13 protein-coding genes and 7 pseudogenes are annotated in these 24527 nt (G+C 67.5%); 4 read left to right on the top strand and 16 right to left on the bottom strand.

All coding sequences use genetic code 11. The features are described from left to right. A partial coding sequence (locus tag ACIGXE_RS36030; protein WP_399754296.1) for a tyrosine-type recombinase/integrase occupies nt 1-776 on the bottom strand: 776 nt, incomplete at its 3' end. 111 nt (nt 777-887) lie between these two features. On the opposite strand from ACIGXE_RS36030, the gene ACIGXE_RS36025 reads away from it, so the two are divergent. Then, a complete protein-coding gene (locus ACIGXE_RS36025) occupies nt 888-2534 on the top strand; it encodes an ISL3 family transposase (RefSeq protein ID WP_399754294.1) in 1647 nt (548 codons plus the stop codon). Nucleotides 2535-2567: 33 nt separating this feature from the next. On the opposite strand, the gene ACIGXE_RS36020 is transcribed toward ACIGXE_RS36025, so the two are convergent. The 4 genes from ACIGXE_RS36020 to ACIGXE_RS36005 all read right to left on the bottom strand — a co-directional run bounded on the left by ACIGXE_RS36020 (nt 2568) and on the right by ACIGXE_RS36005 (nt 8945). Next, a complete protein-coding gene (locus ACIGXE_RS36020; RefSeq protein WP_399754293.1) occupies nt 2568-2831 on the bottom strand; it encodes a recombinase family protein in 264 nt (87 codons plus the stop codon). Between the two features lie 323 nt (nt 2832-3154). Beyond that, on the bottom strand, nt 3155-8104 hold the full coding sequence (locus ACIGXE_RS36015; protein ID WP_399754292.1) for an amino acid adenylation domain-containing protein: 4950 nt from the start codon (nt 8102-8104) through the stop codon (nt 3155-3157). Between the two features lie 80 nt (nt 8105-8184). Beyond that, entirely contained in the window at nt 8185-8439 is a 255-nt protein-coding gene (locus ACIGXE_RS36010; protein WP_399754290.1) for a hypothetical protein, read from the bottom strand. After that, nucleotides 8436-8945, bottom strand: coding sequence for a nuclear transport factor 2 family protein (locus tag ACIGXE_RS36005; RefSeq protein ID WP_399754302.1), 510 nt, complete (start codon nt 8943-8945; stop codon nt 8436-8438). The genes ACIGXE_RS36010 and ACIGXE_RS36005 overlap by 4 nt, the downstream gene beginning before the upstream one ends. 574 nt (nt 8946-9519) lie before the next feature. On the opposite strand from ACIGXE_RS36005, the pseudogene ACIGXE_RS36000 reads away from it, so the two are divergent. Then, nucleotides 9520-9891: pseudogene (locus ACIGXE_RS36000) on the top strand (IS110 family transposase); the annotation flags it as partial. 374 nt (nt 9892-10265) lie between these two features. Here ACIGXE_RS36000 and ACIGXE_RS35995 read toward each other — a convergent pair. From ACIGXE_RS35995 to ACIGXE_RS35985, 3 pseudogenes are all read right to left on the bottom strand, one after another. Then, nucleotides 10266-10409 (bottom strand): annotated as a pseudogene (locus tag ACIGXE_RS35995) (transposase family protein); the annotation flags it as partial. A 1280-nt stretch (nt 10410-11689) separates the two neighbouring features. After that, nucleotides 11690-12318: pseudogene (locus ACIGXE_RS35990) on the bottom strand (transposase); the annotation flags it as partial. Next, nucleotides 12300-12942, bottom strand: a pseudogene (locus ACIGXE_RS35985) (transposase); the annotation flags it as partial. The pseudogenes ACIGXE_RS35990 and ACIGXE_RS35985, both read right to left, overlap by 19 nt. Nucleotides 12943-13118: 176 nt before the next feature. On the opposite strand from ACIGXE_RS35985, the gene ACIGXE_RS35980 reads away from it, so the two are divergent. Continuing rightward, entirely contained in the window at nt 13119-13367 is a 249-nt protein-coding gene (locus tag ACIGXE_RS35980; RefSeq protein ID WP_399754300.1) for an STAS domain-containing protein, read from the top strand. Between the two features lie 217 nt (nt 13368-13584). On the opposite strand, the gene ACIGXE_RS35975 is transcribed toward ACIGXE_RS35980, so the two are convergent. The 7 genes and pseudogenes from ACIGXE_RS35975 to ACIGXE_RS35945 form a co-directional block, all read right to left on the bottom strand. After that, nucleotides 13585-13812 (bottom strand): hypothetical protein, encoded by a 228-nt coding sequence (locus ACIGXE_RS35975; protein WP_399754288.1) that lies wholly within the window; start codon nt 13810-13812, stop codon nt 13585-13587. A 1453-nt stretch (nt 13813-15265) separates the two neighbouring features. After that, nucleotides 15266-15826 carry a telomere-protecting terminal protein Tpg gene (tpg, locus tag ACIGXE_RS35970; RefSeq protein WP_399754286.1) on the bottom strand — a complete coding sequence of 187 codons (561 nt, stop codon included), beginning with the start codon at nt 15824-15826 and terminating at the stop codon, nt 15266-15268. Between the two features lie 10 nt (nt 15827-15836). Next, nucleotides 15837-18008 carry a telomere-associated protein Tap gene (gene tap / locus ACIGXE_RS35965; RefSeq protein ID WP_399754284.1) on the bottom strand — a complete coding sequence of 724 codons (2172 nt, stop codon included), beginning with the start codon at nt 18006-18008 and terminating at the stop codon, nt 15837-15839. A gap of 917 nt (nt 18009-18925) precedes the next feature. Then, a complete protein-coding gene (locus tag ACIGXE_RS35960) occupies nt 18926-19396 on the bottom strand; it encodes a hypothetical protein (protein WP_399754282.1) in 471 nt (156 codons plus the stop codon). Nucleotides 19397-20371: 975 nt separating this feature from the next. After that, nucleotides 20372-21154, bottom strand: a complete 783-nt coding sequence (locus ACIGXE_RS35955) for a hypothetical protein (RefSeq protein WP_399754280.1) — start codon at nt 21152-21154, stop codon at nt 20372-20374. A gap of 691 nt (nt 21155-21845) precedes the next feature. Further along, a pseudogene (locus tag ACIGXE_RS35950) lies at nt 21846-22088 on the bottom strand (transposase family protein); the annotation flags it as partial. A 58-nt stretch (nt 22089-22146) separates the two neighbouring features. Beyond that, nucleotides 22147-23139, bottom strand: a pseudogene (locus ACIGXE_RS35945) (transposase); the annotation flags it as partial. Between the two features lie 373 nt (nt 23140-23512). On the opposite strand from ACIGXE_RS35945, the gene ACIGXE_RS35940 reads away from it, so the two are divergent. Next, on the top strand, nt 23513-23728 hold the full coding sequence (locus tag ACIGXE_RS35940) for a transposase (RefSeq protein ID WP_399754298.1): 216 nt from the start codon (nt 23513-23515) through the stop codon (nt 23726-23728). Nucleotides 23729-24355: 627 nt separating this feature from the next. On the opposite strand, the pseudogene ACIGXE_RS35935 reads toward ACIGXE_RS35940, so the two are convergent. Continuing rightward, nucleotides 24356-24527: pseudogene (locus ACIGXE_RS35935) on the bottom strand (IS5/IS1182 family transposase); the annotation flags it as partial.

Raw genomic sequence — 24527 nt, 5'->3', positions numbered from 1 at the left:
TCGTCCTCAAGCTCGGTGACTCGTTGCCGGAGCTGCGTGTTCTCCGTGGTCGCCTGCCGTTCCGCCGTGGACAGCCGCAGGTTCTCCTCGGTGAGGTCGTTGACGCGGTCGACCAGGTCGTGGTTGCCGAGCTGTTCGACCTGCTCCCCCAGATGAATGCGGGCTTGTTGCCGCAGCTGGCCGTTCTCGGTTCGGAGCTGTTTGATCTCCTGTCGGGCGAGAAGCAGGTCGGTCTGCTCGCTGGCGGTGGAGACCTTCCGCCCGCTGTGCTGGTCCTCGTCAACGGGGACGCCGGCGTCAGCATGACGCTGGGCATAGGCATACCGGAACCGGAAGATCAGTGTGCGGTCGAACGGCATCCGGCTGCCGTGCTCGTCGAGTTCGTCGCTCAGCAGCACCGGGATCGCCGCGACCCACTCCCGCATGGCGTTGGCCAGGCTGGATCCCATGTGCGCGATCCCGCTGCGGTCAGTGATCGACGGGAACAGGTACTTCCGGCTGCGGGAGGGAACCTCAAGCCGACGTCGACGGGCTTGCCAGGTCTTGATCACCGCGGCGGTCTCGCGGGTGATGGGGAGTTTGCGTCCGAAGCGGCGCTTTTTGACGTTGTCCCAGATGAGGGTGTTCTCGTCCGCGCGGGTCTCCAGGCATTTCAGCCGCAGGCTGGCGATCTCGATGGGACGGCGGCCGGTGTCGCGCAGGACCAGGTAGGCCGTCTGCATCATCAGCTCGATGTCCGCCGGCTCCATCTCGCCGTAGGAGAAGCCGACGCCCACCAGGGCGAGGTGGGCATCGAGCTGGGCGATGTCGGTGTACGGACTTTCCTGGCTCTGGCATGATTTTGTAGGTGGAGATCATCTCGGTGGCACGGTCGGCCGGTCCGCAGGATGGGCAGCCTGTGGCTGTGCTCTGTTGAACTGGCCAGTCTGTTACCGCAGTTGTCTGTTGTGCAGGTGGTTTCGGTTGAGGTCTCCGACGCCGCGGTGGCGGTCCGTGCCCGCACGAGATCCGGTGAGCCGGCGGGATGCACAGGATGCGGCTGGCTCAGCGAGTGGTGCCACAGCCGCTACGAGCGACGCCTCGTCGACGTCACGCTCGCCGGCCGTCCATTGCGCATCGACCTGTCCGTACGCCGCCTGTACTGCGAGAACACGACCTGCCCGAAGGCGACCTTCGCCGAGCAAGTACCGGGTCTGACCGTGCGCTACCAGCGGCGGACACCCCGACTTCAGTCCCTGGTCGAGGACGTCGGTGTGGTCTTGGCAGGCCGGGGCGGGTCCCGGATGCTTCGGATCTTGGGTATCAAGCTTCCCCGGGTCGCACTCCTGTCCCAGCTGATGCGGGTGCCGCTTCCGCCGCTGGTCACGCCCCAGGTTCTAGGGGTCGACGACTTCGCTCTCTACGGAGGCACCTACGGAACCCTCCTGGTCGACGCCACCATCCGGCTTCCGCTGACCCTCTGGGAAGGACGTGACGCCGAACAGCTCGGCCGCTGGCTCCGTGAACACCCGGGCATCGACGTCGTCTGCCGCGACGGTTCCCTCACCTACAGGCAGGGCATCACCGTCGGCGCCCCCGAAGCCGTGCAGGTCAGCGACCGCTTTCACCTCTGGCAGGGCCTATCCCGCCGGGTGCAGGACATCGCCTCCGCCCACTGCGGATGCCTGCCCGCAGCCCTGCCCCCAGTCGGCGAGGATGATCGCCCGCTGGTCGAGGAGACCACCCAAAACGCTGCGGCGGGCAGCCGGGCCGGGCGCCATGCCCAGAGCCTGTTCGAGGCAGTCCAAGCCCTGACCCGCACCGGCCGGAGTCATAGCTCCGTGGCCCGCGAGCTCGGCCTGGACCGCCGCACCGTTCGCAAGTACGCACGAGCCCGCACCTGGCAGGAAGTCATGCGCCGGCCGCCCCGCAAGCCCTCCACGCTGGATCCCTACCTCGAGTACCTGCGTCAACGATGGGACGAGGGACAGCACAGCGCGAAGATCCTGCACGAAGAACTGCAGACCAAGGGCTATCTCGGCCACTACCAGCGCGTGAGGATGGCCGTCGCACCACTCCGACGAGGCCTGCCCATCGACGAGCCACGTGAGCGGCCGCCCTCACCTCGCGAAACGGCCCGCTGGATCACCACCCACCCGCACCGCCGCGGCCCGCACATCAACGAGCGTCTGCCCCGGCTCCTCGACCACTGCCCCGAACTCAAACTCACCCACGACCTGGTCCGCCGGTTCGCCACCATGCTCGGCGAACACGACGCGGCACCCCTGCCGGCCTGGCTGGACGAACTCGCAAACAGCGGACTCGTTCCTCTCGCAGGCCTCGCCGCAGCCCTACGCGAAGACCAGCACGCCGTTACCCAGGGCATCACGACCCCTTACAACTCTGGAGTCAACGAGGGCCGCATCACCGACGTCAAGCTGCAGAAACGGATCATGGCCGGACGCGCCAGCGTTTCACTCCTCAGGCACCGCGTCGTCCTGATCGCCCACCTTCGCCGCCGCTTTGCGGACCGGCCGACCGCGCCACCGAGATGATCTCCACCTACGAAAATCTTGCCAGAGCCACGTTCACGTGTACGCCGACAGCAGGTCGGCGCCAAGGGTCACCAGGTGGAGGACGGAGCGGGAGAGCCGGTCGAACCGGGTGATCTTCAGAGTGTCGCCGGGCCGCAGCAGCTGCAGCACGAGGTCGAACTTCGGGCGGGACGCCTTCGCGCCGCTCGCGGTGTCGACGTGGATGTCGCCCCGCTCCACCCCGTGTCGCAGGAGCGCATCGATCTGATGATCAGGATTCTGGTCCGCGGTCGAGACCCGCGCGTAGCCCAAGAGCATGCGTCGGAATCTACCTGGCGCACCGTTCACCGACGTTGATATTCGACGCCAGTTCTCGACACTGCCCACCTGCGGATTTGCGATCGCTGCTCCGAGTGTCGACAGACGTTCGTTTCCCGACACCGGGCATCGGCCATTACACGCAGACCTGCGCTTCGAGGACTTGCCCGGCTCGGTTCGACCCGGCCGGGCGAGTTACCCGCATTACGGCTCACGGCATGATCGTTAACGGCACCCCCACTCGTCGCGAGATCCTCGTGGTGGTGGTGTCGGTGCCCTCCTCGATGCCGTGCAGCCCGGCCTCACGTCAATGCACGCTTTCTCTACTTCCCGGTGGCCGCCTGCAGGGTGCGGATGTGGGCGCTGTAGGTGCGGATAGTGGGGTGGGCAAACAGGTCGGTCATGCGGAGGCGGGTGAGGTGGAAGCGTTCGGCGACGAGTTGGTGGATGCGTGCCACGTGCAGGGAGGCTCCGCCGATGTCGAAGAGGCGTTCGTCCGGGTGGATGATGTCGACCATGATCACGCTTCGCCAGATCGCGGCGACTTCCTGTTCCACGTCCCCGCCGTCGGGGTCCGGAGCGCTTTCGGGCAGGGGCGTGGTCTGCGGTGCTGGCAGCGCGGCCCGGTCGACTTTACCGTTTCCGGTCAGGGGAAACTGCTCCAGGGCTATGTATACCCGGGGCGCCATGTAGGTGGGCAGCCGGGAGGCCGCCAGATCGGTCAGCTCCTGGGAGGAAACCTCCGCGCCCGGGGCTGCGGTGTAGTAGGCGGCCAGGTAGGGGGAGCCAGGCTGGTCCTCGCGCTTGACGACCAGGACCCGCGCCACTGCGGGGTGGTCCTGCAGCACGGTCTCGATCTCGCCGGGTTCAATCCGGTAGCCGTGCAGCTTGACCTGGTCGTCGATGCGCCCCAGGTAGGCAAGGGTTCCGTCGGTGTTCCAGGAAACGAGGTCACCGGTGCGGTACAGGCGCTCGGCGGGATCGTCAGGGTCGGGGATGAAGCGCTCCTTGGTCAGCTCCGGCCGGCCCAGGTAGCCCGCCGCAAGCCCCGGCCCGCCGATGCACAGCTCTCCGGGGACCCCGATGGGAACGGGCCGCAGATCCTGGTCGAGGATCTGGATGCGGGTGTTGGGGGTCGGTCGGCCGATCGGCACCGGGGAGGGCACCTGGTCGGGGTCGGTGAGCAGATGGTAGGTGGCGTACGCCGTGGTCTCGGTCGGCCCGTACAGGTTGATCAGGCGAAGGCCGGGGCTGTGCTGCAGCGCCTTCACCGCATGCGCGTGTTCCAGGGCTTCACCGCCCACCATCAGCGTCTGCAGCCCTGTGAACGACTGCGGACGTTCATCGACTTGGCGGTGGAACAGCGCGGTTGGGAGGAAAGCGTCCGTCACCAAGCCGAGGAGCTGCCCGAGCCGATCCGGGCTCAGCGGCCCGGACTCGGCGATCACGAGCTGGCTGCCGGACAGGAGAGCCGACCAGATTTCCAGCACCGCGGCATCGAAAGAAACCGAAGCGGCATGCAGGAGACGGGACCCGGGTCCCAGCGACGTGTGCTCGGCGCACGTCACCAGGTCGACGATGCTGCCGTGCGTGATCTGAACGCCCTTGGGCAGTCCGGTCGAGCCGGAGGTGTAGATGACACAGGCGATGTCATCGGTCTGCCAGGCGACCGCCGGGGGCGATGCCGGGCAGGTGGCGATCACCGCAGCATCGCGCTGGAGCAGGCGCGGGGTGATTTCCAAGACGAGTTCGGCGTCCTGGGCCATGTACTCCAGCCGCTCGCGGGGGTAGGCCGGGTCGAGTGGCACGTAGGCCGCCCCGGTTTTGAGGATCGCCAGGAAGGCCACGACCGTGTCGATGCTACGGGGCAGGCGCACCCCGATCCTGGTGCCGGGACCGGCGCCTCGCTCGGCCAGATAGTGGGCGAGCCGGTTGGCTTGTTCCTCCAGCTGGGCGTAGGTCAGCGACTCGCCCGTTTCTGCCGCGATTACCGCCACCGCGTCCGGGGTGTCCTGGGCCCGCCGTGCGACGAGGTCGTGCACTGCGGTGCTGGGGAAGTCTCGGGTGGGGCCGTCGAATCCGCCGCAGACCTGGGCGCGTTCCGTCGAAGGGAGGATTTCCAGTTGCCCCACGGGGGTATCGGGTGTGGTGGTGGCGGATTCGAGCAGGGTGTGCAGGTGATCCAGGAGTCGTTCGACGGTGGCCGGGTGGAACAGGTCGGTGCGGTATTCGGCGTTGATCCGCAGCCCGTCGCCGCCGAGGTCGGGGATCAGGGCCAGGGTGAGGTCGTATTTGGCGATGCCCAGGTCGTGGTACTCGAACGTGGCATCCAGCTGGTCGTCGAGGGTGAAACGGTGGGTGTAGACGTCCTCGGGCACCAGCGCGACCTGCACCAGAGGAGTCAGGGACTGCGGGTCCAGACCGCAGGCCCGTACCAGGTGCGGGAACGGCAGCTGCTGATGCTCGTACGCCTCCAGCACCGTGGCGCGCACCTGGGTCAGCAGGTCCCGGAACGAGATGCTGGTGTTGATGCGGGTGCGCAGCGGCAGCATGTTGATGAAGTAGCCGACTGCGCGGTCGAGGTCGGGGTGGGTGCGGCCGGAGGCGGGGGTGCCGACGACGATGTCATCGCTTCCGGCGTGGCGGGCCAGCAGAATCTGGAAGGTGATCAGCAGCACCATGTAGCGGGTGGTGCCGGTGGTCCGGGCCAGCTCGTCGATGCGCCTGATGAGGTGGCCGGGCAGCTGGGTGCGGGCCAGCGCCCCCTGTCCGGAGGGCTGTTCGGGGCGTGGCAGGTCGGTGGGCAGCATCAGCTGTTCGGGGACGCCGGCCAGTTGCCCCTGCCAGTAGGCGACGTCGGCGGCGAACCCGTCCTCGCCGAGGTGCTGATGCTGCCAGGCGGCGAAGTCGGCGAACTGCACCGGCGGCCGTTGAAGCGCCGGCTGCTTGCCTGCCGCGAGTGTCCGATAGAGAACCGTGAATTCCTCGAACAGGATGTTGGCCGACCAGCCGTCCATCGCTGCATGGTGCGTCGACAGCACCAGCAGGCTGTCCTGTGCGGCCAGCCGGATCAGGTGGGCCCGCAGGTGCGGGCCTTCGGCCAGGTCGAACGGCCGTGCGGCCACCGAGCGCACCGCCTGCTCTACTGCCGAATCCCGCTTCCGATCTTCTCCTGCGGTCAGGTCCGCCTGCGTCAGCGTTACCGTGGGCTCCGGCCGGATCTGCTGCACCAATTGTCCGCCGTCCATGACCAGGGCGGTCCGCAGCGGCTCGTGCCGCGCCACCAAATGCTCCAGACACTGCCGCAGCACACCGGTGTCGAGCGGGCCGCGCAGCCGTAGGGGCATGATCTCGCTGTAGACGGCGCTGTCCGGGTGGGCCTGGTCGTGGAACCACAGCCCCTGCTGCCCCGGCGTGGTTGGCAGCACACTGTCCCGGCCGGCTCGCGGGAACGGCACCAGGCCGTTCTCGTTCCCGGTCGCCCGGGCCTGCTCGACCAGGTCCGCCAGGGCGGCAATCGTGCCGTCGAGCAGCAGCGCCGACAGCGGCACATTCACCCCGAACCGCTTCCCGACCGCGGCTGCGATCCGCATCGCGGCCAGTGAGGTACCGCCCAGGGCGGTGAAGGGATCTTCCACTCCTACTTCGCGCAGACCCAGTGCCTCCCGCCACATATCGGCGATCTCTCCTTCTGTATCCGAACGCGGTGGTGTCAGGGCCGGCAGGAGTGTGGAGCGTGTCTCGTCGGGCTTGGGCAGGGCCGCTGTGTCGATCTTGCCGGTGGTGGTGAGCGGCATCGCCTCCAGCCGGACGAATCGGTGGGGGACCATCCAGGTCGGGAGTGCCTGGGACGCGTGCTGGCGCAGGTCGGCCTCCGGCACGCCCGTGCCTGATGCGCTGGTGTAGTAGGCGGCGAGATACGGATGGCCGGGCCGGTCCTCGCGCTTGACGACCAGGGCCTGGGCCACTGCGGGGTGGCTCTGCAGGACGGTTTCGATCTCGCCGGGTTCGATCCGGTAGCCGTGCAGCTTGATCTGGTCATCGGCACGGCCCTGGTAGGTGAGCGTGCCGTCGGTGTTCCAGTGGACAAGGTCGCCGGTGCGGTAGAGGCGCTCGGCGGGATTGGCGGGGTCGGCGATGAAGCGTTCGGCGGTCAGCTCCGGCCGGCCCAGGTAGCCGACCGCAAGCCCCGGCCCGCCGATGTACAGCTCTCCGGGGATCCCGACGGGAACGGGTCGCAGATCCTGGTCGAGGACCTGAATGCGGGTGTTGGGGGTCGGCCGCCCGATCGGCACCGGGTCGGGGACCAGCTCGGCATCGGTCAGCACATGGTAGGTGGCGCACACCGTGGTCTCGGTCGGCCCATAGCCGTTGATCAGCCGAAGGCCCGGATTGACGCGCAACGCCACAGTGGCGTGCGCTGCATTCATCGCCTCACCCCCGACCATCACCGTGCGCAGACCCCTGAGGCATGCAGGGTCTTCTTCCACCCGGCGGTGAAACAGCGCCGTCGGCAGCTGCACATGGGTGATCCCCTCAGTACGCACCAGTTCACCGAACTGGCGTGTCGTCATCGCCGCAGGCGACGCCACGACCAGCCGACCACCAGTGATCAATGTCACCCAGATCTCAAATGTCGCCATGTCGAACGAAGTAGACGCCGCGTGCAAATGCCGCATCCCTGCACTCAGCTGCGCATACCCTGCGCCGACCACCAGATCCACGATGTTGCGGTGCGTGACCTGGACGCCCTTGGGGCGGCCGGTGGAGCCCGAGGTGTAGATGACGTAGGCGAGGTCGCCACTGGTTACGGTGACGGCCGGGGCCGTGTCGGGTTGTGCGGCGATCAGTTCTCGATCGCGTTCGAGAGTTGCAGCCGTGAGGACAGTGGCCAGTTCCGCGTCACCGGTCATGTAGTCGAGCCGGTCCCGGGGCAGCGCGGGGTCCAGCGGCACATACGCGCAGCCGGCCTTGAGCACAGCCAGAAAAGCGATCACCGCGTCTGCGCCCCGCGGGAGACACACTCCGACGCGAGCACCTGTCCCCACGCCGACGGATAGCAGATGGTTGGCGAGTCGGTTCCCCTGGCGGACGAGATCCCGGTACGTCACCTCGCCACCAACCCCGCTCAGCGCAATAGCGTCCGGGGTCTCCTGCGCCCGGCGGTTCACCATGTCGTGGACCACTGTGTCCGGGAATTCCTGCGCCGCACTAAGGCCAGCACCCGGCCAGGGCTCCACCGGCAGGCTTTGAAGGGAGAGGTGTTCCGACATTATTTCCAGCCTTGCTTGATCGGTGTGGTGGTGACGTACAGAAGCCGCCCGCCTGTCGGCAGACGGGAAGGGCGGGGTGATTATTCGACGGAGATTTCTGTGCGGTGCTGGTGGAGGAATATCCACGCGCCCGCTTCATTCCGGGCGAGGAGGTTGGTGATGCGGTATCGCCTGGTGTCCGGTTGTCCTTCACCGGGTGTGAGGGAGACCCGGGTGTTCGTGATCAGTAAGGTGAGGTCCGGTGCGAGATCGCGCGCGTACTCGAGCTGTACCGACCATGCGAAGGATGCGCCGACGGTGATGGCGTCGATGATCGGGGTGAAGGTCTCTTTCACCTGAGCCAGATCGGGGGGGAGCCGTCGACGATTTCGATGAACTGTTCGTCGGAGTGTGGGGTGATATCGGTCGCGAAGTCGAATGTGCCCTTGTTGAGTCGTTTTGTGACGGTGGCAGCCAGTTTTTGGTAGACGGCGAAAGCTGACGCAGCCTCGCCGGAGAAGCCGCCGCCGCCCGCGGAAGGAACCGTGCTGTCCGCCGCTGGTGCGGGTATGGGGGCTGGCGGTGTGGGGTTCAGGAGGCTGCCGTCTGCGGGGGTGGACCAGTGGGATTGAACGATGCGCCAGGAGTGGTCGTGGTGTTCCAGGGTCAGGGTGAGCCGCAGGCCGGGGAGGTGGACGTTCTGTCCGGAGACCTGGCCCCGGTAGTCGGTGGTGGCGTAGGCGCAGGCAGCTGTTCCGCCGGCGAATATATGGGAGCGGAATTCCGTGATCTGGATGTCGGTGTTCTCGATGGCGGAGAACTGGCGGGCGAGAGCTTTCGAAGGCGCTCCAGCCGAAGAAATGGAGGTCTTCGTGTGTGCCCAGCACGACGAGCTCTTTACTTTGAATAAAGAGCTGCCGCAGCGTGTTCAGGTCGCGGTGCTGGTAGGCGCGCAGGAATCGCAGGCAGAGGCCGTAGATGTCATCGCTGCTCATCCGTGTGCTCCTTTGTCTTGTCGGGCTGAGGGGTGTGAGCGGACCGGATCTGGGCGGTCATGGGGGTGAGCATGTGCTGGCTGCCGATCTCGTGGAAGTTCGGTGATGGCTTGTTCGATGGACTGGCGCCACCGGACGGGGCGGCAGAGCTGGTCGGTGAGTGCGGCGGGAATGTTGCCGTGGGTGTGGGGCCGGGCGGTGGTGTTGGCCAGGACCGGGACGGCGGGTTCCTTCAGGACCACGGCGTGCAGCGCGTGGGTGAGTTCGTGTCGCGGCATCGCCGCCGATCGGAACTGGAGGGGAAGCATCTAACGCGTTTCAACTCAATATGTGAGCGGCACAAGGGCCCATGCGTAGGACCGCCCGACCCAGCCTGGCGACGCCGAGCATCCGCCTCGAGAGAAGGGCCTCGACGTCAGCGACACCGGCGCCTTCCTCGGCCTGGACGTCGGCAAGGGCGAACACCACACCACCGCCGTCACCCCGGCCGGGAAGAAGGCCTTCGGCAAGCGGCTGCCCAACAGCGAACCGAAGCTCCGCGAGGTCTTCGTCAAGCTGCAGGCCAAGCACGGGACCGGGCTCGTCGTGGTCGACCAGCCGGCCTCCATCGAAGCCCTGCCTCTGGCGGTGGCCCGGGACATGGGCTGCCCGGTCGCCTACCTGCCCGGACTGACGATGCGGCGGATCGCCGACCTCTATCCCGGCGAGACCAAAACCGACGCCCGCGACGCCTTCTTCATCGCCGATGCCGCCCGCGTCATGCCGCACACACTCCGCTCGGTCGACCTCGACGACGAGACCATCGCCGAGCTGGCCTGCGGTACATGATGCTTAACATCGGTTTCGGCGTCGGCGGCCTGACCGCCGCCCTCATCGCCAACACCGCTACATGGGCACCTTCCAGACCCTCTACCTCACCGACGCCGCCTCCTTCCTCCTGGCCGGACCCCGCACGATGCCCCGCCAAACCCCTGGCACACGCTGCGCGTTCTTTCTGGTGACCGGGCTCTGCGCCGTCTATGGCTCATCGCCCTGCTGGTGGCCACTGCTGGCTTCACCCAGTTGCACACCGGATTCCCCGCCTATGCCACCACCTACACCCACGCCCCGGCACGCATTATCAGCCTGGCCTACCTCGCCAACACGATTACCGTCGTCCTGGTGCAGATGCCGCTCCAGCGCGCCATGGGTGTCGCGCGGGAGAACCAGAGCGGTGTGCCGTCGGGGCGCGCGATGACCTGCACGTTCATGCCGTGCTTGCGGTGCTTCATCGAGTAGTACGGCTCATCCGCCCGAATCCGGTCGGTGGGGATCAGGGTGCCGTCGACGATGTCGCCCTCGCCCAGCAAGTTCATAAGGGCGCGATCTGGTCGAACATGATGGGGCGCCTGCCCCGGGTGCGGTGACGCAAGCGGGCGGCACGGCCCACCGGTGGGCCCGGTGAGGACGAGCCGCCCGGGCAGGGCGTGCCTGTCGGCCAGTGCGCGGACGAACGCCACCGAACGTGACCGTCATGCGTCCAGCAGCAGGCGATCGGTGCACGAGGAGCGCACCCACTCGGTCATTTCGTGCAGCAGCCGACGCTGCCGGCGCATCGAACTCACCGCTCAGTACGCACCTCTTGGCGCTCTTCTTGGCTTTGTGGAGCTCGCGCTCCTCTGATTCACGCCGGCGAGCGCTGCGGGCCCGGCGGTGCTCATACAGCATGTAGGCGACAGCCCGACGATCTCATGTGGGACGTCGAGCATGCCGGGCTACGGAACTAACAGGACTCTCCGGTCGCCAGCGTGCCGAGTTCCTACGCACCAACGATGAGGGGCCCTGCGTCGCTGACCGTCCCATTTACCTTCCAGTGGCAAGTCCCACTGAGGTGTGGCGATGTCGACCGAGTGCTGCTCTGACGCCCGGTAGAAGAAACCCGAGTTTACGGTAGATGATATGAAGTCAGCTACCCGCCCTCTTGCATTGCAGTCAGGGAGAGGTGGATATCAATACACTTTGCACCAGCCAGATTTGACTGGCACATAAGCGATAATCGTGTCGGGCCCTTCTGGATTCACCTTTCCCCAAATTCCGCGAACGGTTGAGGAGTTAACATAGCAGTCGACACCGTGGCCATCCTTGTACGTGTCGGTACCAAAAACATATGCTTGGGCTCGTTCCGAAGTGGTGACCCAATCCGCTTTTCCTCCGGCAGGATATTGCGGACCGTCCGTCCAGAATTGCCAGCAATCCATGGCACCGCATTCGCATCCATGGTCGTGGTGTGAGGCTCTATCGACGGAGGTGCGTCAGCCAACGCTGGAGCCGCTATCACCCCCGTAATTACCATCACACCCATTAAAGTGGCTAAGTTTCTACGCGCGCTACGCATAATATTTCCCTAACTTCCGAATGTGTTTCCCGACTTTTGGCAGGACGGATCAGACTATCCGAACCGCAACTGTCCTCGCCAACCTTATAACTGTGACCAAAATGAGGCCTGGCGACATGCTCCGTAGATACTAAGGTATAGGTCTAAAATGGAGGCGTTATCTGCCGTGAAAAGCTTCATGGCGAAAATAATATGTCACGGCCGATCCAAGTCCGCATGAGTAATTTCTTCTCACGGTCATCGGGCCTTCGTACTCTTCAGGTGCTCCTGGTCAGGCGGAGGCCTCTTGCACCTGGGCGGGTCTCGGGTTCCTATCTGTATATTTCTGAAAACGGGCTTAGTTCGCGAGGTCGTCCAGCGTTTTCTGCCCGTGCCGGTCGGGTCGAGGGACATCACCGCGAGGGAGACGCACTTCAGAGCGGCGTTCTCGGAGGGGAAGTGGCCGCGGGTCCGGACGGCCCGGGCGAATCCGTGCGTTCACCGACTCGATGGCGTTGGTGGTGCAGACGATCCGCCGAATCTCGGCGTCGAACTGCGGGAACGGAACGAACTCCGCCCACGCGTTCTCCCACAACCGCACGATCGCCGGGTACTTCTGTCCCCATTCCTCGCTGAATTCGAGGAACCGGCTCGTCGCGGCGTCCTCGGTCGGAGCCGTGTAGCCGGCTTCAACGCTTTCGCGATCTTGTCCCAGTCCTGCCGGCCCGCACAACGGAACGAGGCCCGCGGCAGATGAACGACGCGGGTCCGCACGACCGCTTCGGCCAGACCTCGCCAACCGCGTCGGGCAAGCCCTTCAAACCGTCGCAGACCAGCATGAGGACGTCCTCGACGCCGCGGTTCTTCAGCTCAGTCCAGACCCGCAGCCGCTTGCCGTTACGCGAGTCCCGACAGACCCGTGCGGGGTGCGGAGGGCGAGGATGGCCATGTCGTCATGGCCATCGCTGGGGTGGCGGTCTGCCAGAGTGTTCACGAACTCCTGCAGGGGCAACCCGATGTGCGTGGTGGCGAGTGCTGCGAGTTGTGCCAGGCCGTCGTCGACGGAGTGGCCGGGGTGTTCGATGAGTCCGTCGGTGTAGAAAACCACGGTGGCCCCTGGGGGCAGCGGGTGGGTGTGGTCCGGGCGGTGCTCTTCGGTATTCACGGCCAGTGGCAGACCGGGCTGGGCGTGGAGGTACCGGCTTGTTCCGTCCAGGGCGATCAGGAGCGGGGGAGATGGCCGGCGGTGCTCCAGCGCAGCGTCCAGCCGTCGTGCGCGGTTTCAATGCGGGCGAGGCAGGCGGTGTAGTAGGTCTTGGAGGCTGGGTCGGCCAAGGCGGCGCACACGGAGAGGAGGAAAACCCGTTTGAGCTGCTTGTTTCCGCGACGGGACGGTTGCTCGCCACGGATCGAGGTGCCGGGCTACGTGTTGCCGGGGCGAGTCCGGCGTAGGCGGCGGAGGGGAACGAACTGCCGTCGCCGACGTCGATGAGGATGCGGGCTCCGGCTCGTCTGTGGGAACACCCCGTCTCGGTATGGGCCGACCTCACAGCAGGCCTGACCCACTCCCCCGCCCCGTACCGGAGAAGAAGACGAAGAAGAGCCGGCCTGACCCACCCGAAAGCCGGAGGCGGCGCGAGAAGACGAACTGCTCCAGACCCGCACTCTGTGGTAAAGCGACGCCGTTCTGCTTGGCCTGACCGGAGATCTCGCCACCGCCCCACTGGTCAATCGGGCCGTCACCGCAGCACTGGCCGGACACCCTCGGACTCTCTGCCTGGACCTGGCCGGCCTCACCTTCTGCGACGGATCAGGGCTGCGCGCGCTGAACCGGCTCACCCGCCAGGTCCTCACCGCCCGCGTGAGCCTCTTTCTGACCGGTCTGATCTCCCTCCTGTACCGGACCCCCGGCCTACTCAAGGCCGCATCCCCCTAGCTCTCGCCCGCTCTCCTGCGCTGGCACCACCAGCAGTCGGCCGCCACGACCGCAGCCCGTCGGCGAAACGGCGGGCTCTCAGGCGTGACGTCACGGCCCGTGCCGTCGTTGAAGAGAACGGACGTGTGAAGTGCACCCCTGTCGTATGAAGACTGGAGACGCGGCCCCCGGTGGGGGCTCTGGACCACGCCTCGCCCAGAGCCCCCACCCCGCATCCTCACCCGTCGCCCGTCGGCGGATTCCATGCCCGGCCCCCACACCACTGGACCCAGCGCGGGTCGTCCAGGACCTCTTCCGGATCACTCAGGCCCGCCGCCTGCAGGAAGACGATCACATCGTGATCGGAGAACGCCGTCCCCAAAAACTCCTCACGACCCCGGCGCATCACACTCACCCGCCGACCACCCGCCCCTGCCGGCTCATCCACCACGATCAACGCTGCCATCCCTCCACCATCACGCCGTTCCCGCCACCGCGCACACGCGCCAGCCATGGCCTCTCTCCCCGGCCCCCTCAGTGGAGGGGAGCGTCACGCTGTGTGCCTGGACGTGCGGGGGGGGCGACGGTGAGCCCGGCCATGTTCGGCTTCGGGCGCAGCATCGCGGTGACCGTCTCGTTGACGGCCATCGGGTGGGAGGCCCCTGAGGAGCCCGCGTCGCGCGCGGTGGAGCCCCATTCTCCGTCACCGGCCGGTTCAGCTCGTAGGAGGCGACCAGAAGGCCCTTGGGCGTCAGGTTCCGCAGGGAGTCGCCCGTCTCGGCGGAGCCGCCGTTCTCGGACAGGCGTGCCCGCCCCCGCATGTCGGAGAGCGCAGCGGTGTGCGACGCGGTGCGGGCCTGCTTCTGCTTCGACGGGGTCGGCTTGTCGGCGTGCCGGAAGGTCAGGTGGGGGGCGCCGATCCGCTGGATCTGATCCGTCGTCGCGACCTTCAGCGCTCGAGCACGCGCAGCACGTCGCCGCGGTAGCTGTTCGTCGACCCCGCCGGGTTGTTCGTCCGCTTCCCCGCCATCAGCTCTGCTCCCTCGTCGCTCGCGACCGGCCGTCGCCGACCGCCGCCGCTGGCCGCGCCCGGCAGGGGAGGCGTCCGGGCCCCCGGAACCCGATGCTCTCCTGCAGTACGGGCAGGAGGAGAGAAAAGGGTTGTGACGGCGCAGTTTTCGCGCCGGTTCGCGGCCTGACAAGGGGTTTCCCTCCGACCTCGGGTGCCAGGCACCAAAGGGGGTTCCCAAGGGCCCTTCGAAGGGGGCGCCCAGGGAGTCCCCTTGGGCTTGCCCGGCGCGGGCCGGCCTTCGGGTGTGATCGGCCCGAGCGGTGCCGCTGCCCGGCCCTCGGGTGGGTGGTCGTCATCGTCTGGTCTCCTTCGCTGCCCCGGCCGGGGCGGTCGGTGCGAAGGAGCAGCGTGCAACCGACCCCCTTGTCCGCGGTCTGACCGTGGCCGGTAGCGGACCCGGTCAAAGAGAAACACGACGGTGATCGGGCGGTAGCAGAGGTGAACAAGGGGTCAGGGCCGGGTTCGCGGTCGGATCGACCCTGCCGACCAGGGGGCCGGGTTTGGCCCTTTCAGCCCCATTGGTCCGGTTCGAGTTGGAGGGGAGAGTTCTCCGTCCCTCTGGCACAGGGCAGCGCGCCGAGCATACGAAAACGACGCCGTGATTCGCACGGCGGTCGTCGTGAGGATCCGGGCTTTTGGGTGGGGGTGGCGTGCGTCAAGAGGTACTTTCGGCGGGCCTGCCCCGGGGTGCGTCGCGGGGTGGTCAGCTGGACCGCGAGGCTCGACGGCTCGCCGGGGGCAGTGGATCGCCGATGAGGTGCCCTTGGATTACGGGCCTGTCTTGGTGGCGCCTCTCGCGCTGCGGTTCAGTTGCCGGAGGTGGTGCCTCGTCCTGTGGCTGGGATGGTCAGAGGCCGAACTCGATGTGCTGGACATCGCTCAGGTGCACTTCCTCCAAGGTTCCGGCGCGCGCGCCGCGGTCTTGGAAGTAGATCTCCTTGAGTCCTTCGGCGGCGATCTTTTGGAGCTGGTCCTCAGAGGCGCCCTGCTCCTGCGCGGTGAAGAGGCGCTCGGCGAAGCGCGGGGGCAGCGCCACGGTGAGGTGGCGCTGGCGGGCCTCGTCGGTGGTTCCGATGGGTGCGCTGTAGCCGAGGCGGCCCTGGACATCGATGACGAGGCCGCTGGTGGTGCCGGCGGTCTTCTTCGCCTGTGCTTTCACGCGGGGCTGCCACCGCTTCTTCACTTCGCCTGACAGCCGGGCAGCGAGGTCCGGGCGCGGCTTTTTGAGCTGGTTCTTGATGTACCGCTCGACGGTGCGCTGGGAGACCCCGAGGGCCTGGGCTGCGGCCTTGGTTCCTTTCAACTGTTTGACCAGGTAGCGCATCTGGGCGCCCGCGCTCTTGGGTGCTGGGCGTGTGACGGCTTGTTCCAGTGCGTTGTTGAGTCCCTCGCCGACCGACTTGGTCATCTTTAGTGTCCTACTCCCCTGTGTCGGCGGTGGTGACGTCGCCGGCCTTGATGTAGCGGGCCAGGTTCAGCTCCGGGGCCTGAATGCGTTCGCGGAGTTCTTCGGCCCACAGGGTCGTCTGGGTGCCTTCGTGTTTGACCATTCCGGGTGATACTCCGAGCCGGAACGACCCGGGTACGGTCTTGCCGGCATCGTTGTAGGGCAGGACGTCGAGTGGTGAGGGTCCGTCGGCGGCGTAGACGGCGCAGTCGGACAGCACGGCGACCGGGTAGCGGCCGGTAGCGGCGGCCAGTGCCACCATCTTGCGGTGCATGCCGATCCGGGCGCGGGAGATCACGGCGGCACGGATGTCCGGGCGCCACGTCGGGCGGGCGAGAGCCGGCCAGGGCTGTCCTGGCCTCCATCCTCCGCCGCGAGCCTTCTCCTGGAATTTGCCGATGCCGTTTTTCACCGTGGACTTGATCGCGTCCAGGACGATCGCCGCCTGCGGGTCGCGCTGCTTGTAGCCGTCCATCGCCGCGAGGAGTTCCTTGGGCGTCAGGTCCTCGGTGACGCCGAGATCGGCCATCGTCGACACGTAGGCATCGCGCAGCCGCTTGTACCAGCCATCAAGGTAGCGGCCCGATTCCGGGCGGATGAAGGCTTCGATGGGGGCTACGTCGTAGCCGAGTTCGGCTGCGTAGGCGACGGTCGGGGTGGCGTACCAGGCAGGTCCTTCGGGGCGCAATCCGGTCGGGGTGAAGGGGCTGGGCAGCAGATCGCCGTCGAGGGTGTGCCACTGCTTGCCGACCTTCACCTGGGACAGGTTGACGTGCGAGAGGTCGACCAGCCACGAGCCCGGTGTCTTCGCGTCGAAGGCGGGGCTGGTGACGTGTACGGGCGGGGTGTCGAGGCCGACAATCGCACCGTTGGCGCCGGCGGCGAAGGCCATGTTCACGTCGATGCCGACGAGATAGCGTCGCATGCACTCCTCGTCTGTGAGCGGGCGCGCCCAGTCGTAGGCCTCCTCGAAGAGTTTCTCGGCCGGGGTCCGGATATGGAAGCGGGGCAGGTGGGCGAGGACGGGGTGGCCGTCGGTCGCCTCGCACGGTGGTGGGTCCATCGGTTCCTTGCCCAGGGAGCCGGGGTTGTGTTCGCTGTGCCGCTTGCCCGTCTCGTCCGGGGCCGAGGCCCGGGTCGGTGGGTGCAGGGCGGTCATCAGCTCCAGGCCGGTGACGGCGGTGGATCCTCGTGGGGTCATGACCCGGGTGGCGTACGTACCGAGAACAGCCGCGAGTTCGGCCGGCGGCAGGTCTGCGGCGTGCCCCCAGCTACGGGTGTCGAGCGCGTTCCAGGACGGAATGCACAACTGGACGCAGGAACGGCGACCACCTTGAGCGGGGCGGTAGATCCGTGCCCAGGGTCCGAGACCGCGCTTCGTCAGCTGCCACTGTGACCGGGTCAACTGGGCGATCGCCTTGTGGGCGTCGGGCAGGCGGCCGGCCAGACGCTCCTGGGCGGTCAGCTCGGCGGGCAGGCCGAAGCGCTCCAGCGCGGTTTTCGTGAGGACGAGCAACGGGTCGGTGTCCTTGCCCGAACCGTTCAGCCGCTCCGCACCCAACTGTGCTTCCGCCAGCGTCCACTCCACCAGCGAGGGCAGTGTCTTCGCGGGCACGTCCAGGACCAGACCGCCCACGCAGTACGCGAGAACCTGACCCTCACCGTCGACATCGATGACGGCCAGCGGCCCGTTCGCGAACCTCGGGTCGGCGGCGACGGGTGCGGTGGTCGCGGGCTTCGAAGCGGCGGCCTCCTTCATGCTGGGTCGCCGCGATGCCGTCGGATGAGCGGCGGCCACCGGGGCGGGTGCTCCCTCGAGCCTCGAGGGCTGCTCGACGGCCGGAGCAGCAGGTGTGGGGTGCGGGACCGGGGCCGCGGTCGTCTCCGGCGCCGCGGTGGGATACTTCTGCGCCCACCCCTCCAGTAGACGCTGATACGGCGCGCGGCGCGGGGGCCGGGGCTCGCTGCGGCCCGCCTCCCAGTTCTTCACCGTCTGCGTACTGGTCTCCAGGACCTGCGCGAGCCGCGCCTGCGTGATTCCGGCCGCCTCACGCAGCCGCGCCCGCTCGGCTGGTGGCGGCATCGCCGGCTCCCCCGCCAGCAACTCATCCACGGCATCGAACAGCTCATCCTGGGTCGGCATACCTCAGAACCTAACAGATTTACCTACAGATTTACCCTTTACTTTACCCCCTTCCGGGTGATCCAGGCGGGCGCGCCGTCCCGGCTGTACAACAACAACGAGCCCACACCGACGAGTGCCGTCAGCGGCGGCCCCACGCCGAGGGGCCCGAATGCTGCACGTTGCCCGGTAAGCCGGAGGGTGAGTGTCCCGTGCAGTCCACTGACGAAGGCCCACACTGCGGATCTGGACGGGCGGAGCGTCGGGGCGGTCACCCGGACTTTCGAGAGTGCGCAGGGAAGTCAGAGGTGTGCGGTGCGGGGGTGTGCAGATGCCAGGCGTGGGTGGCGGTGTGCCAATCCTCCCCGGCGTGGCGGGCCAGGGCGGGGATCGTGAGGCCTGCGTCGGCGATGAGGGCCTCGAAGCGTGGTGTGGTGCCGAAACAGTTCGCGAACAGGCGTGGTGGTCGTAGGTGCGCGGGGTACGGCGGCGGAATGCGACGGCTGTCTGCAGGGGCGGGCGCGGGTAGGACGGCGTACATGTGGCGGGGCCGGGTGGTTCGCCGATGTTGATCCGGGAGTCGCGGTCGATGGCCAAGGTGCTGCGGACGTGTTCGATGCCTGCTGTCTGGGTCATGGACAGCAGTGTGGTGTCTGTGCCGGTGAACAACAGGGCGGCGATCGCGGCGGCGCGCAGCGGGTGGGGCAGGCGCGTGGTGATCGCGTGCACGGTATGCGGGGTGAGGGGCTTGGTGGTGATGCCGGGGCTGTGCGGGTGGTGAGGTCGTGGGGTACGTCGAGCAGAGTTGGGAGAGGAAGCCTGCCTGGGCTCCTCGCACGCGGGCCAGGGTGTGCTGGGGGCTCGGGCTTGAGACGGTCAGGCGGGCGAGGAACAGCCTCAGGGCTTCTGTCTGCTGAAGGTTGAAGGGGATGCGCTCGTCACGGCGGCTGGCGGCCGGGGCCGGGTGGCTGGGTCCGGGCCAGCCAGGTGCGGGCGGCTGCGTAGCCGGCGCGGTACTGGCCGTCGGTGTGGGCGAAGTCAGCTGGGTTCAGGCGGCGCCGGCAGTCTTCGCGGACACGGGCACCGGGCTGTGCGGCAACGGCGGTAGCCGGAAGGCGTGATCGTGCGATGGGGAGCCGGTGCGCCGGCCGGCGGCCGAGCCGATCGCGTCGAGGACAGAAGTCGTGCTGCGTGCGGTTACCTGAGGATCGAGACCGGCTGAGGGGCTCGAGCAGGCTCCGCTCGCCGTACCGCCGCGGAGTGTGCGCCAGGAGCGTGAGGCGGATGCCGGTCTCTGCCACGCAGACGGTCACCCGGCGCAGGCGGTGAGCACGCAGCACGATGACGTCGCGCATGCCGGTGGTCAGGGTCGAGCGGGTCACCACGCGCCAGGCCGGGTCGGTGGACATTCGCTCCGCCTCCGGGCGGAAGTACCCTTCACGGCCGATGGCGCGCAAGACGTCCAGTGCGAGGTGGGCCGGGCTGATGGTGTGCAGGGTCGACGGTGATCCGTCGGCGGGCGGGGTCTGCCCACTGGTGGGCGGCCCGGTCGACCGCGTGGTCGTCGTCGGTGTCCAGGAGCAGCCGGACAGGCCGCTTCACCGAAGTCGCCGGCATCGGCCGGTTCTCCGCCCTCGTCCGGGCGAGACTGCTGAACGTGGGTGCGGTCAGGGGCGCCGTCGGCGCGGCCGGCCACAGTCTGCGGCATGTCCCAGTCGGGCTTGCCTGCCTTGGCGACCGCCAGAGCGCTCTGGGTGAGTCGGGTCAGCAGAGCCCACCGGCGCAGCACGCCGCCGGCAAATCGGGCGTCGAGTGCGTCGAGGTCGCCGGGCGCGACGCCCTGCCACAGCGAATGCAAGGCGCGAACCGCCTGCGCAGCTACGTCGCCGGCAAGTGGCGGCCCCCAGAGCCACCGAAGGTCCAGGGGCAGCAGCTCGCCGAGGCGGCGTGCGGCAGTGTGGACGGCGAAGGTCTTGCCGCCCCCACCTCTCCCAGCACGCACACGCACCGGCCCTTGGCATAGGCGTCGGCGAGCGCATCGCCCACGGCAAGCAGGCCCGGGGTGAGCAACGTGCGCAGACCTGGGGTGCCAAGGAAGTGCAGACCTGCCGGGGCAGCGTCTTCCACGGCGGCGAACCAGGATACGAGCGACCCGAACCGGCTCGACGAAAATTAGGGACCCGATGACGGCATCGCCTGCGAGGCACTGCCAAGGCGCGGCATGGCGACTGTGCCGCCGATGGTTCCTAGCGCTACGCCCCTCCCCGAGTGCTCGTATCGTCCGCCGACCCGGGACGCTTTCAGGAGCGTCATCGCGTCAGGAACGGCCACCTTGATCAGCTCGGCCTGCGCGGCCTCCATGTCGCCGGTGCACGACGCACGTCCTACACCCGGTCGGTGATCTGCTCCACCAGCGACCCGGAGGCGTACCCGGGCACACTGCGCCGCGGCGCGGCCGGCGCGGGTACAGCGGGCTCGGTCGGGACCGCCGGAGCGACCGGCGTTTCGACCACTGCCGGCGGGTCGACCGAAACGGCGGGAACCGAGGTCTGGGCCTCCTCGGCGGCCGGAGCCGAAGCGGCCGTAAAAGGCGGGTGCGCGGCGGCCGTGGCCTCCGCGCAGCCCTCTGCGGTCAAGTGCTGCGGGAAGCCCTCCAGTTCCTCCTGCGTGGGCTGCCCGCACAGCACGCACGGCTGCACCGGGGCAGCGGACGGACGGACGGATGGCACGACCACGGGGGCGCTGGGCTGACCGTCGACGGCCGAGTTGCGGCTGCTGCGGACAAGGCCGGCGGCAAAACCGGGGCGCTCGCGCTCCAGACCGTCAGTAACGGCGGTGGCTTGGTCCAGGGCAACGGTGACCGCCGGGGCCGGCGTGCTGGTGAGGGCGGGAGGCAGCTGCGCACCCGTCGACTGGAGACTAGCGATCGAGCCGTGCAAGACACCGGCCGCATGCGTGGGGCCGGCCAACAGGTCTAGCACATGCATCTCGTAGTGCGCGGCGAGGAGGTCGACATCCTCCAGCGACCAGTGCGAGCGGCCGCCCTGCTTCCGGGACACCTGCGCCTGCGACTGCCCGAGCCCAGCAGCCAAGTCACTCTGTCGCTCACCGGCCTGCGCCATCAGCGCAGCGATCGTGAGCCTGAGGACTTCCTCTGTACCCATCATGAGTGCAATCCTAGTATCCAGAATGCGAATTCCTAATTCTGTATAACTCATGCGGAGGTTGACCCGTTCTGAGGTGGCATGCCAGCCGTTGACTCGGGACCCACCGGCCGGCCGCCGAGCGAAGGAGTGGACCGCTACCTGAAGGGGGCAGTCACGGACTCAGCGAGCCGCGCTGTATGGCGATCTGAGGGGCCGATCAGCCCCCGTCATGCATACCCCCGTGGGGGCTCCGGAGGGGGCGAGGGGCCGGGGAGGTCGCCGTACAGGCCGTCAGATGGGTGCAGCTCAGCTTCCTTGACCACAGCGTCAGCGGCATCGACGACGGCGTCCATCCGCTGTCAGGGGCGCCGATCGCGCTGGTGTGGGACCGCCTCAACACCCACGTTTCCCGCAGGATGCCCGGACCTCGTCGCCGAGCGGGCATGGCTGACAGTGTTCCCGCTGCCCGCCTACCGGCTCAAACGCCTGCAATACCGGCCCGACACCCTCGACGGCTTCATAAGAGGAACCGGCCTGACCCTGGACGACCCAGCGTCACCTTGACGAGCCGAAGTCGGTATCGGCGTCGGTGACGGTTGGTTTGTTCGGGCGAGGCTGCGAGGCGTGGCGTCGCTCGTGGGCTCCCGTGCCCCAGGTTCCCAGCCTTGTTCAACCCGATCAGGATCTGAGGATTGCGATCCTCGACGCAGTCGCCGGCGCCTTGATAGCCGCGGTCGGTCAGGACGGGGATGCCCAGGCGGATGCAGGTGGCGATGATCCGGTGGCGTCGGGCTGCGGTCAGATCGTGGGCTCTTCCGGCCAGGGCGGGTGAAATCCATGCCAGAGGGCCGTCCGGAGCGGCCACCACCTGCAGGGTCATCACATGCCGACGATGCTTTCCCGAATAGTCGGCGCGGCCGTTACCCGTTCGGTTGCACCCGACAAGCGTCCCGTTTATCGGGTCGATCTCAGCGCTGCGGTCATACATGGAGCGAGTCCTGCCAAGTGACCGAGTGGGCCCTGGCTCCGGTTGAGTGGGCCATCGCCGAGAAGGCCCACATGTAGCCGACCCCGGCCAGCCGCTGGTTCTTGACCCTGCGGGCCATGACCACCGTGCTCCTGCCGGAGGCCCTGGCGTCGGCGAAGCGGCTGTCGTCGCCGATGACGCGGGCGCCGCTGAGGGGGCCGAGTCCGGGGAAGCTGGTGATGATCTTGGCGTCGGGGTGCTCCTCGAAGGCCTCGGTGATGGCTTCGGCGAGGTCGTCGGCGCTGGTGCAGGCAGCGTCCAGCTGACGCAGGAGCGTGAGGGTCTGCCTGCCCATGGCCTGCTCCACCAAAAGAAGTTGGCGCATCTGGGGGGTGCGGAGCGCGGTGTGGAGCCGCTCGGTCTCGGCGTCGATCGTGTTCTTGCGGCCGGCCTTCTTCAGCAAGGCCCGCAGCTGGGCGCGGGTGAGTTTGGCGGCCTGCTGCGGGGTCGGTGGCGCGGCGAGGAGAACGCGGGCGATTGGGTGGACGATTCCCTCGCGTCGGTGGCCCAGGGCGGCCAGGAAGCCGGGGAAGTACTCGCGCAGGTGCGATGTCAGCTTGTTGCCGGCCTGGGTGCGGTCCCAGACCGCGTTCTGCTGGGCGCGGGCGAGCACGGCGACGGCCTGGACGAGCTCACTGTCGGCGGGCAGCTGCCGGTGGGCGTCGGCGTCGGTGCGGAGGTGGTCCGACTTCTTGCGCGCGACGGTCCGGCGGTCGCGGTAGCGGGCCGCGGCCATGGGGTTGATCGCGTACACAGGGCGGCCGGTCGCACGCAACGCGGCGACAAGGAGGCCGTGCGAGGTCTCGATGGCCACCGGGACCGGGTTCTCTGCGGTGTCGCCGTGTTCGGCGAGCATCTGGAGAAGCTCGTTCAGGCAGTCGACGCTGTCGTCGATGCGGGCCCGGGCCTTGAGCGCACCCGATTCGTCCACGACGGCTATGTCGTGGTGGACGCTGGCCCAGTCGATGCCGCAGAACATCTCACTTGCTCCAGCTCTCTCATCTGCTTCCTGCGTTCTAGCTGGTCAAAGCCGTGCAGGGCATGCGTCTCCCTAATGGAAGGGCTCGCTGCCCGACATCCGATTAGCCGTTCATGACCCCAGCGACCTGCGGGGCCCTCGGTCTCGAACGGAGCTGGGGGCTCCCGATCTCGTAGGAGGTGATCCCCGCAGGAGGCTTGAACCATGATCATCGTCGGTCATCAGGGGACGTCGGTCCGTCGTCGGCGGCGAGCGCCAGCACACGTCAGTCTTCTTTGAGGGCTCACGGGCCCGGATCAACGGAGGACGTTGTGCTGACGCCGGCGGCCGGCAACGGGCGAGGGCTTCAGCCGTGCCAACTGCCGCCCATTAGATCAAAGGGCGCAAGCGCCACCTGGTCACCGATGCCCTCGGTCTGGTCCTGGCCGTCCTGGTAACCGCCGCTTCGGTCCACGACTCCGCCGGCGGCAAGCAGGCCCTGACCGAGCTGGCGGCGGCGCATCCGAGCGTGACCAAGGTGTGGGACGACGGCGGCTACCAGACCAGTGTCATCCAGCACGGCGCCGCAGCGACAGCCGCATGGGGGTGACTTACGACGGCGACGGCCGGAGCTCTGACCACACGTTTGCGCTCACGGGCGCGGGCGACACGCCCATCGCCGTGATCAGCGACAAGGCCACCACCTCGGACCGCTTACGGCGGCATACGTCTGATCTCCGCCACGAGCATGGACGGCCCCCGTATCGAGGATGCTCGATCAGGCCCTGCGCGGCGGCGGACGTGGAAGAATGCACGAGCTTTGAAACCGGTGCGCTGAGCGCATCTCCCGTGCCGGCGGCCAGCCCCTGCCACGCCACTTCCCTTCCGGTCATCAGGAGTTGGAAGGGCTCAGCCGGACATCAACCAGGAAAGCGTTGTTTTCCACGTAGAGGAGAGGAAAAGTTGACTCCCCAGGATCTCGTTAAGATGCTTGCACAGATCAACCCGCAGCATCGCGCAAATAAATCCCTCACTTTCGAAATTCTCCTGAACTCGGAAGATGTTATGCCTTTAACTCTCTCTCACATTCAGTACGAAAAGGAATCCGACTCATACGTCGCCGTCCTAACGGTACCTACCAACTAGCCGGCCCCCTGCGTTGCTTTCAGGATCAGGTCGGCGATCGTCGGCTACCGCCTGCCCGGGCGCGTGCTAGGGTCTGTTGTGAAAGTGCTGATCACAGCCACTCGTTGATGGCTGCGACCAGCACGGTCGCTTCGTAGCGGACGGCGAGTTTGTCGTACCTGGTGGCGGCCGCGCGGTGGCGCTTGAGCCGGTTGATACCGCACTCGACCGCGTGTCGCTGCTTGTAGTCGTCCTTGTCGAACGTCGGCGGCCGCCCGCCACGC

Source organism: Streptomyces sp. NPDC053431 (genome assembly GCF_044544925.1).
Classification (GTDB): domain Bacteria; phylum Actinomycetota; class Actinomycetes; order Streptomycetales; family Streptomycetaceae; genus Streptomyces.
Note: the sequence above shows the minus strand (reverse complement) of the source record. Positions and strands in the feature narration are given on the sequence as shown.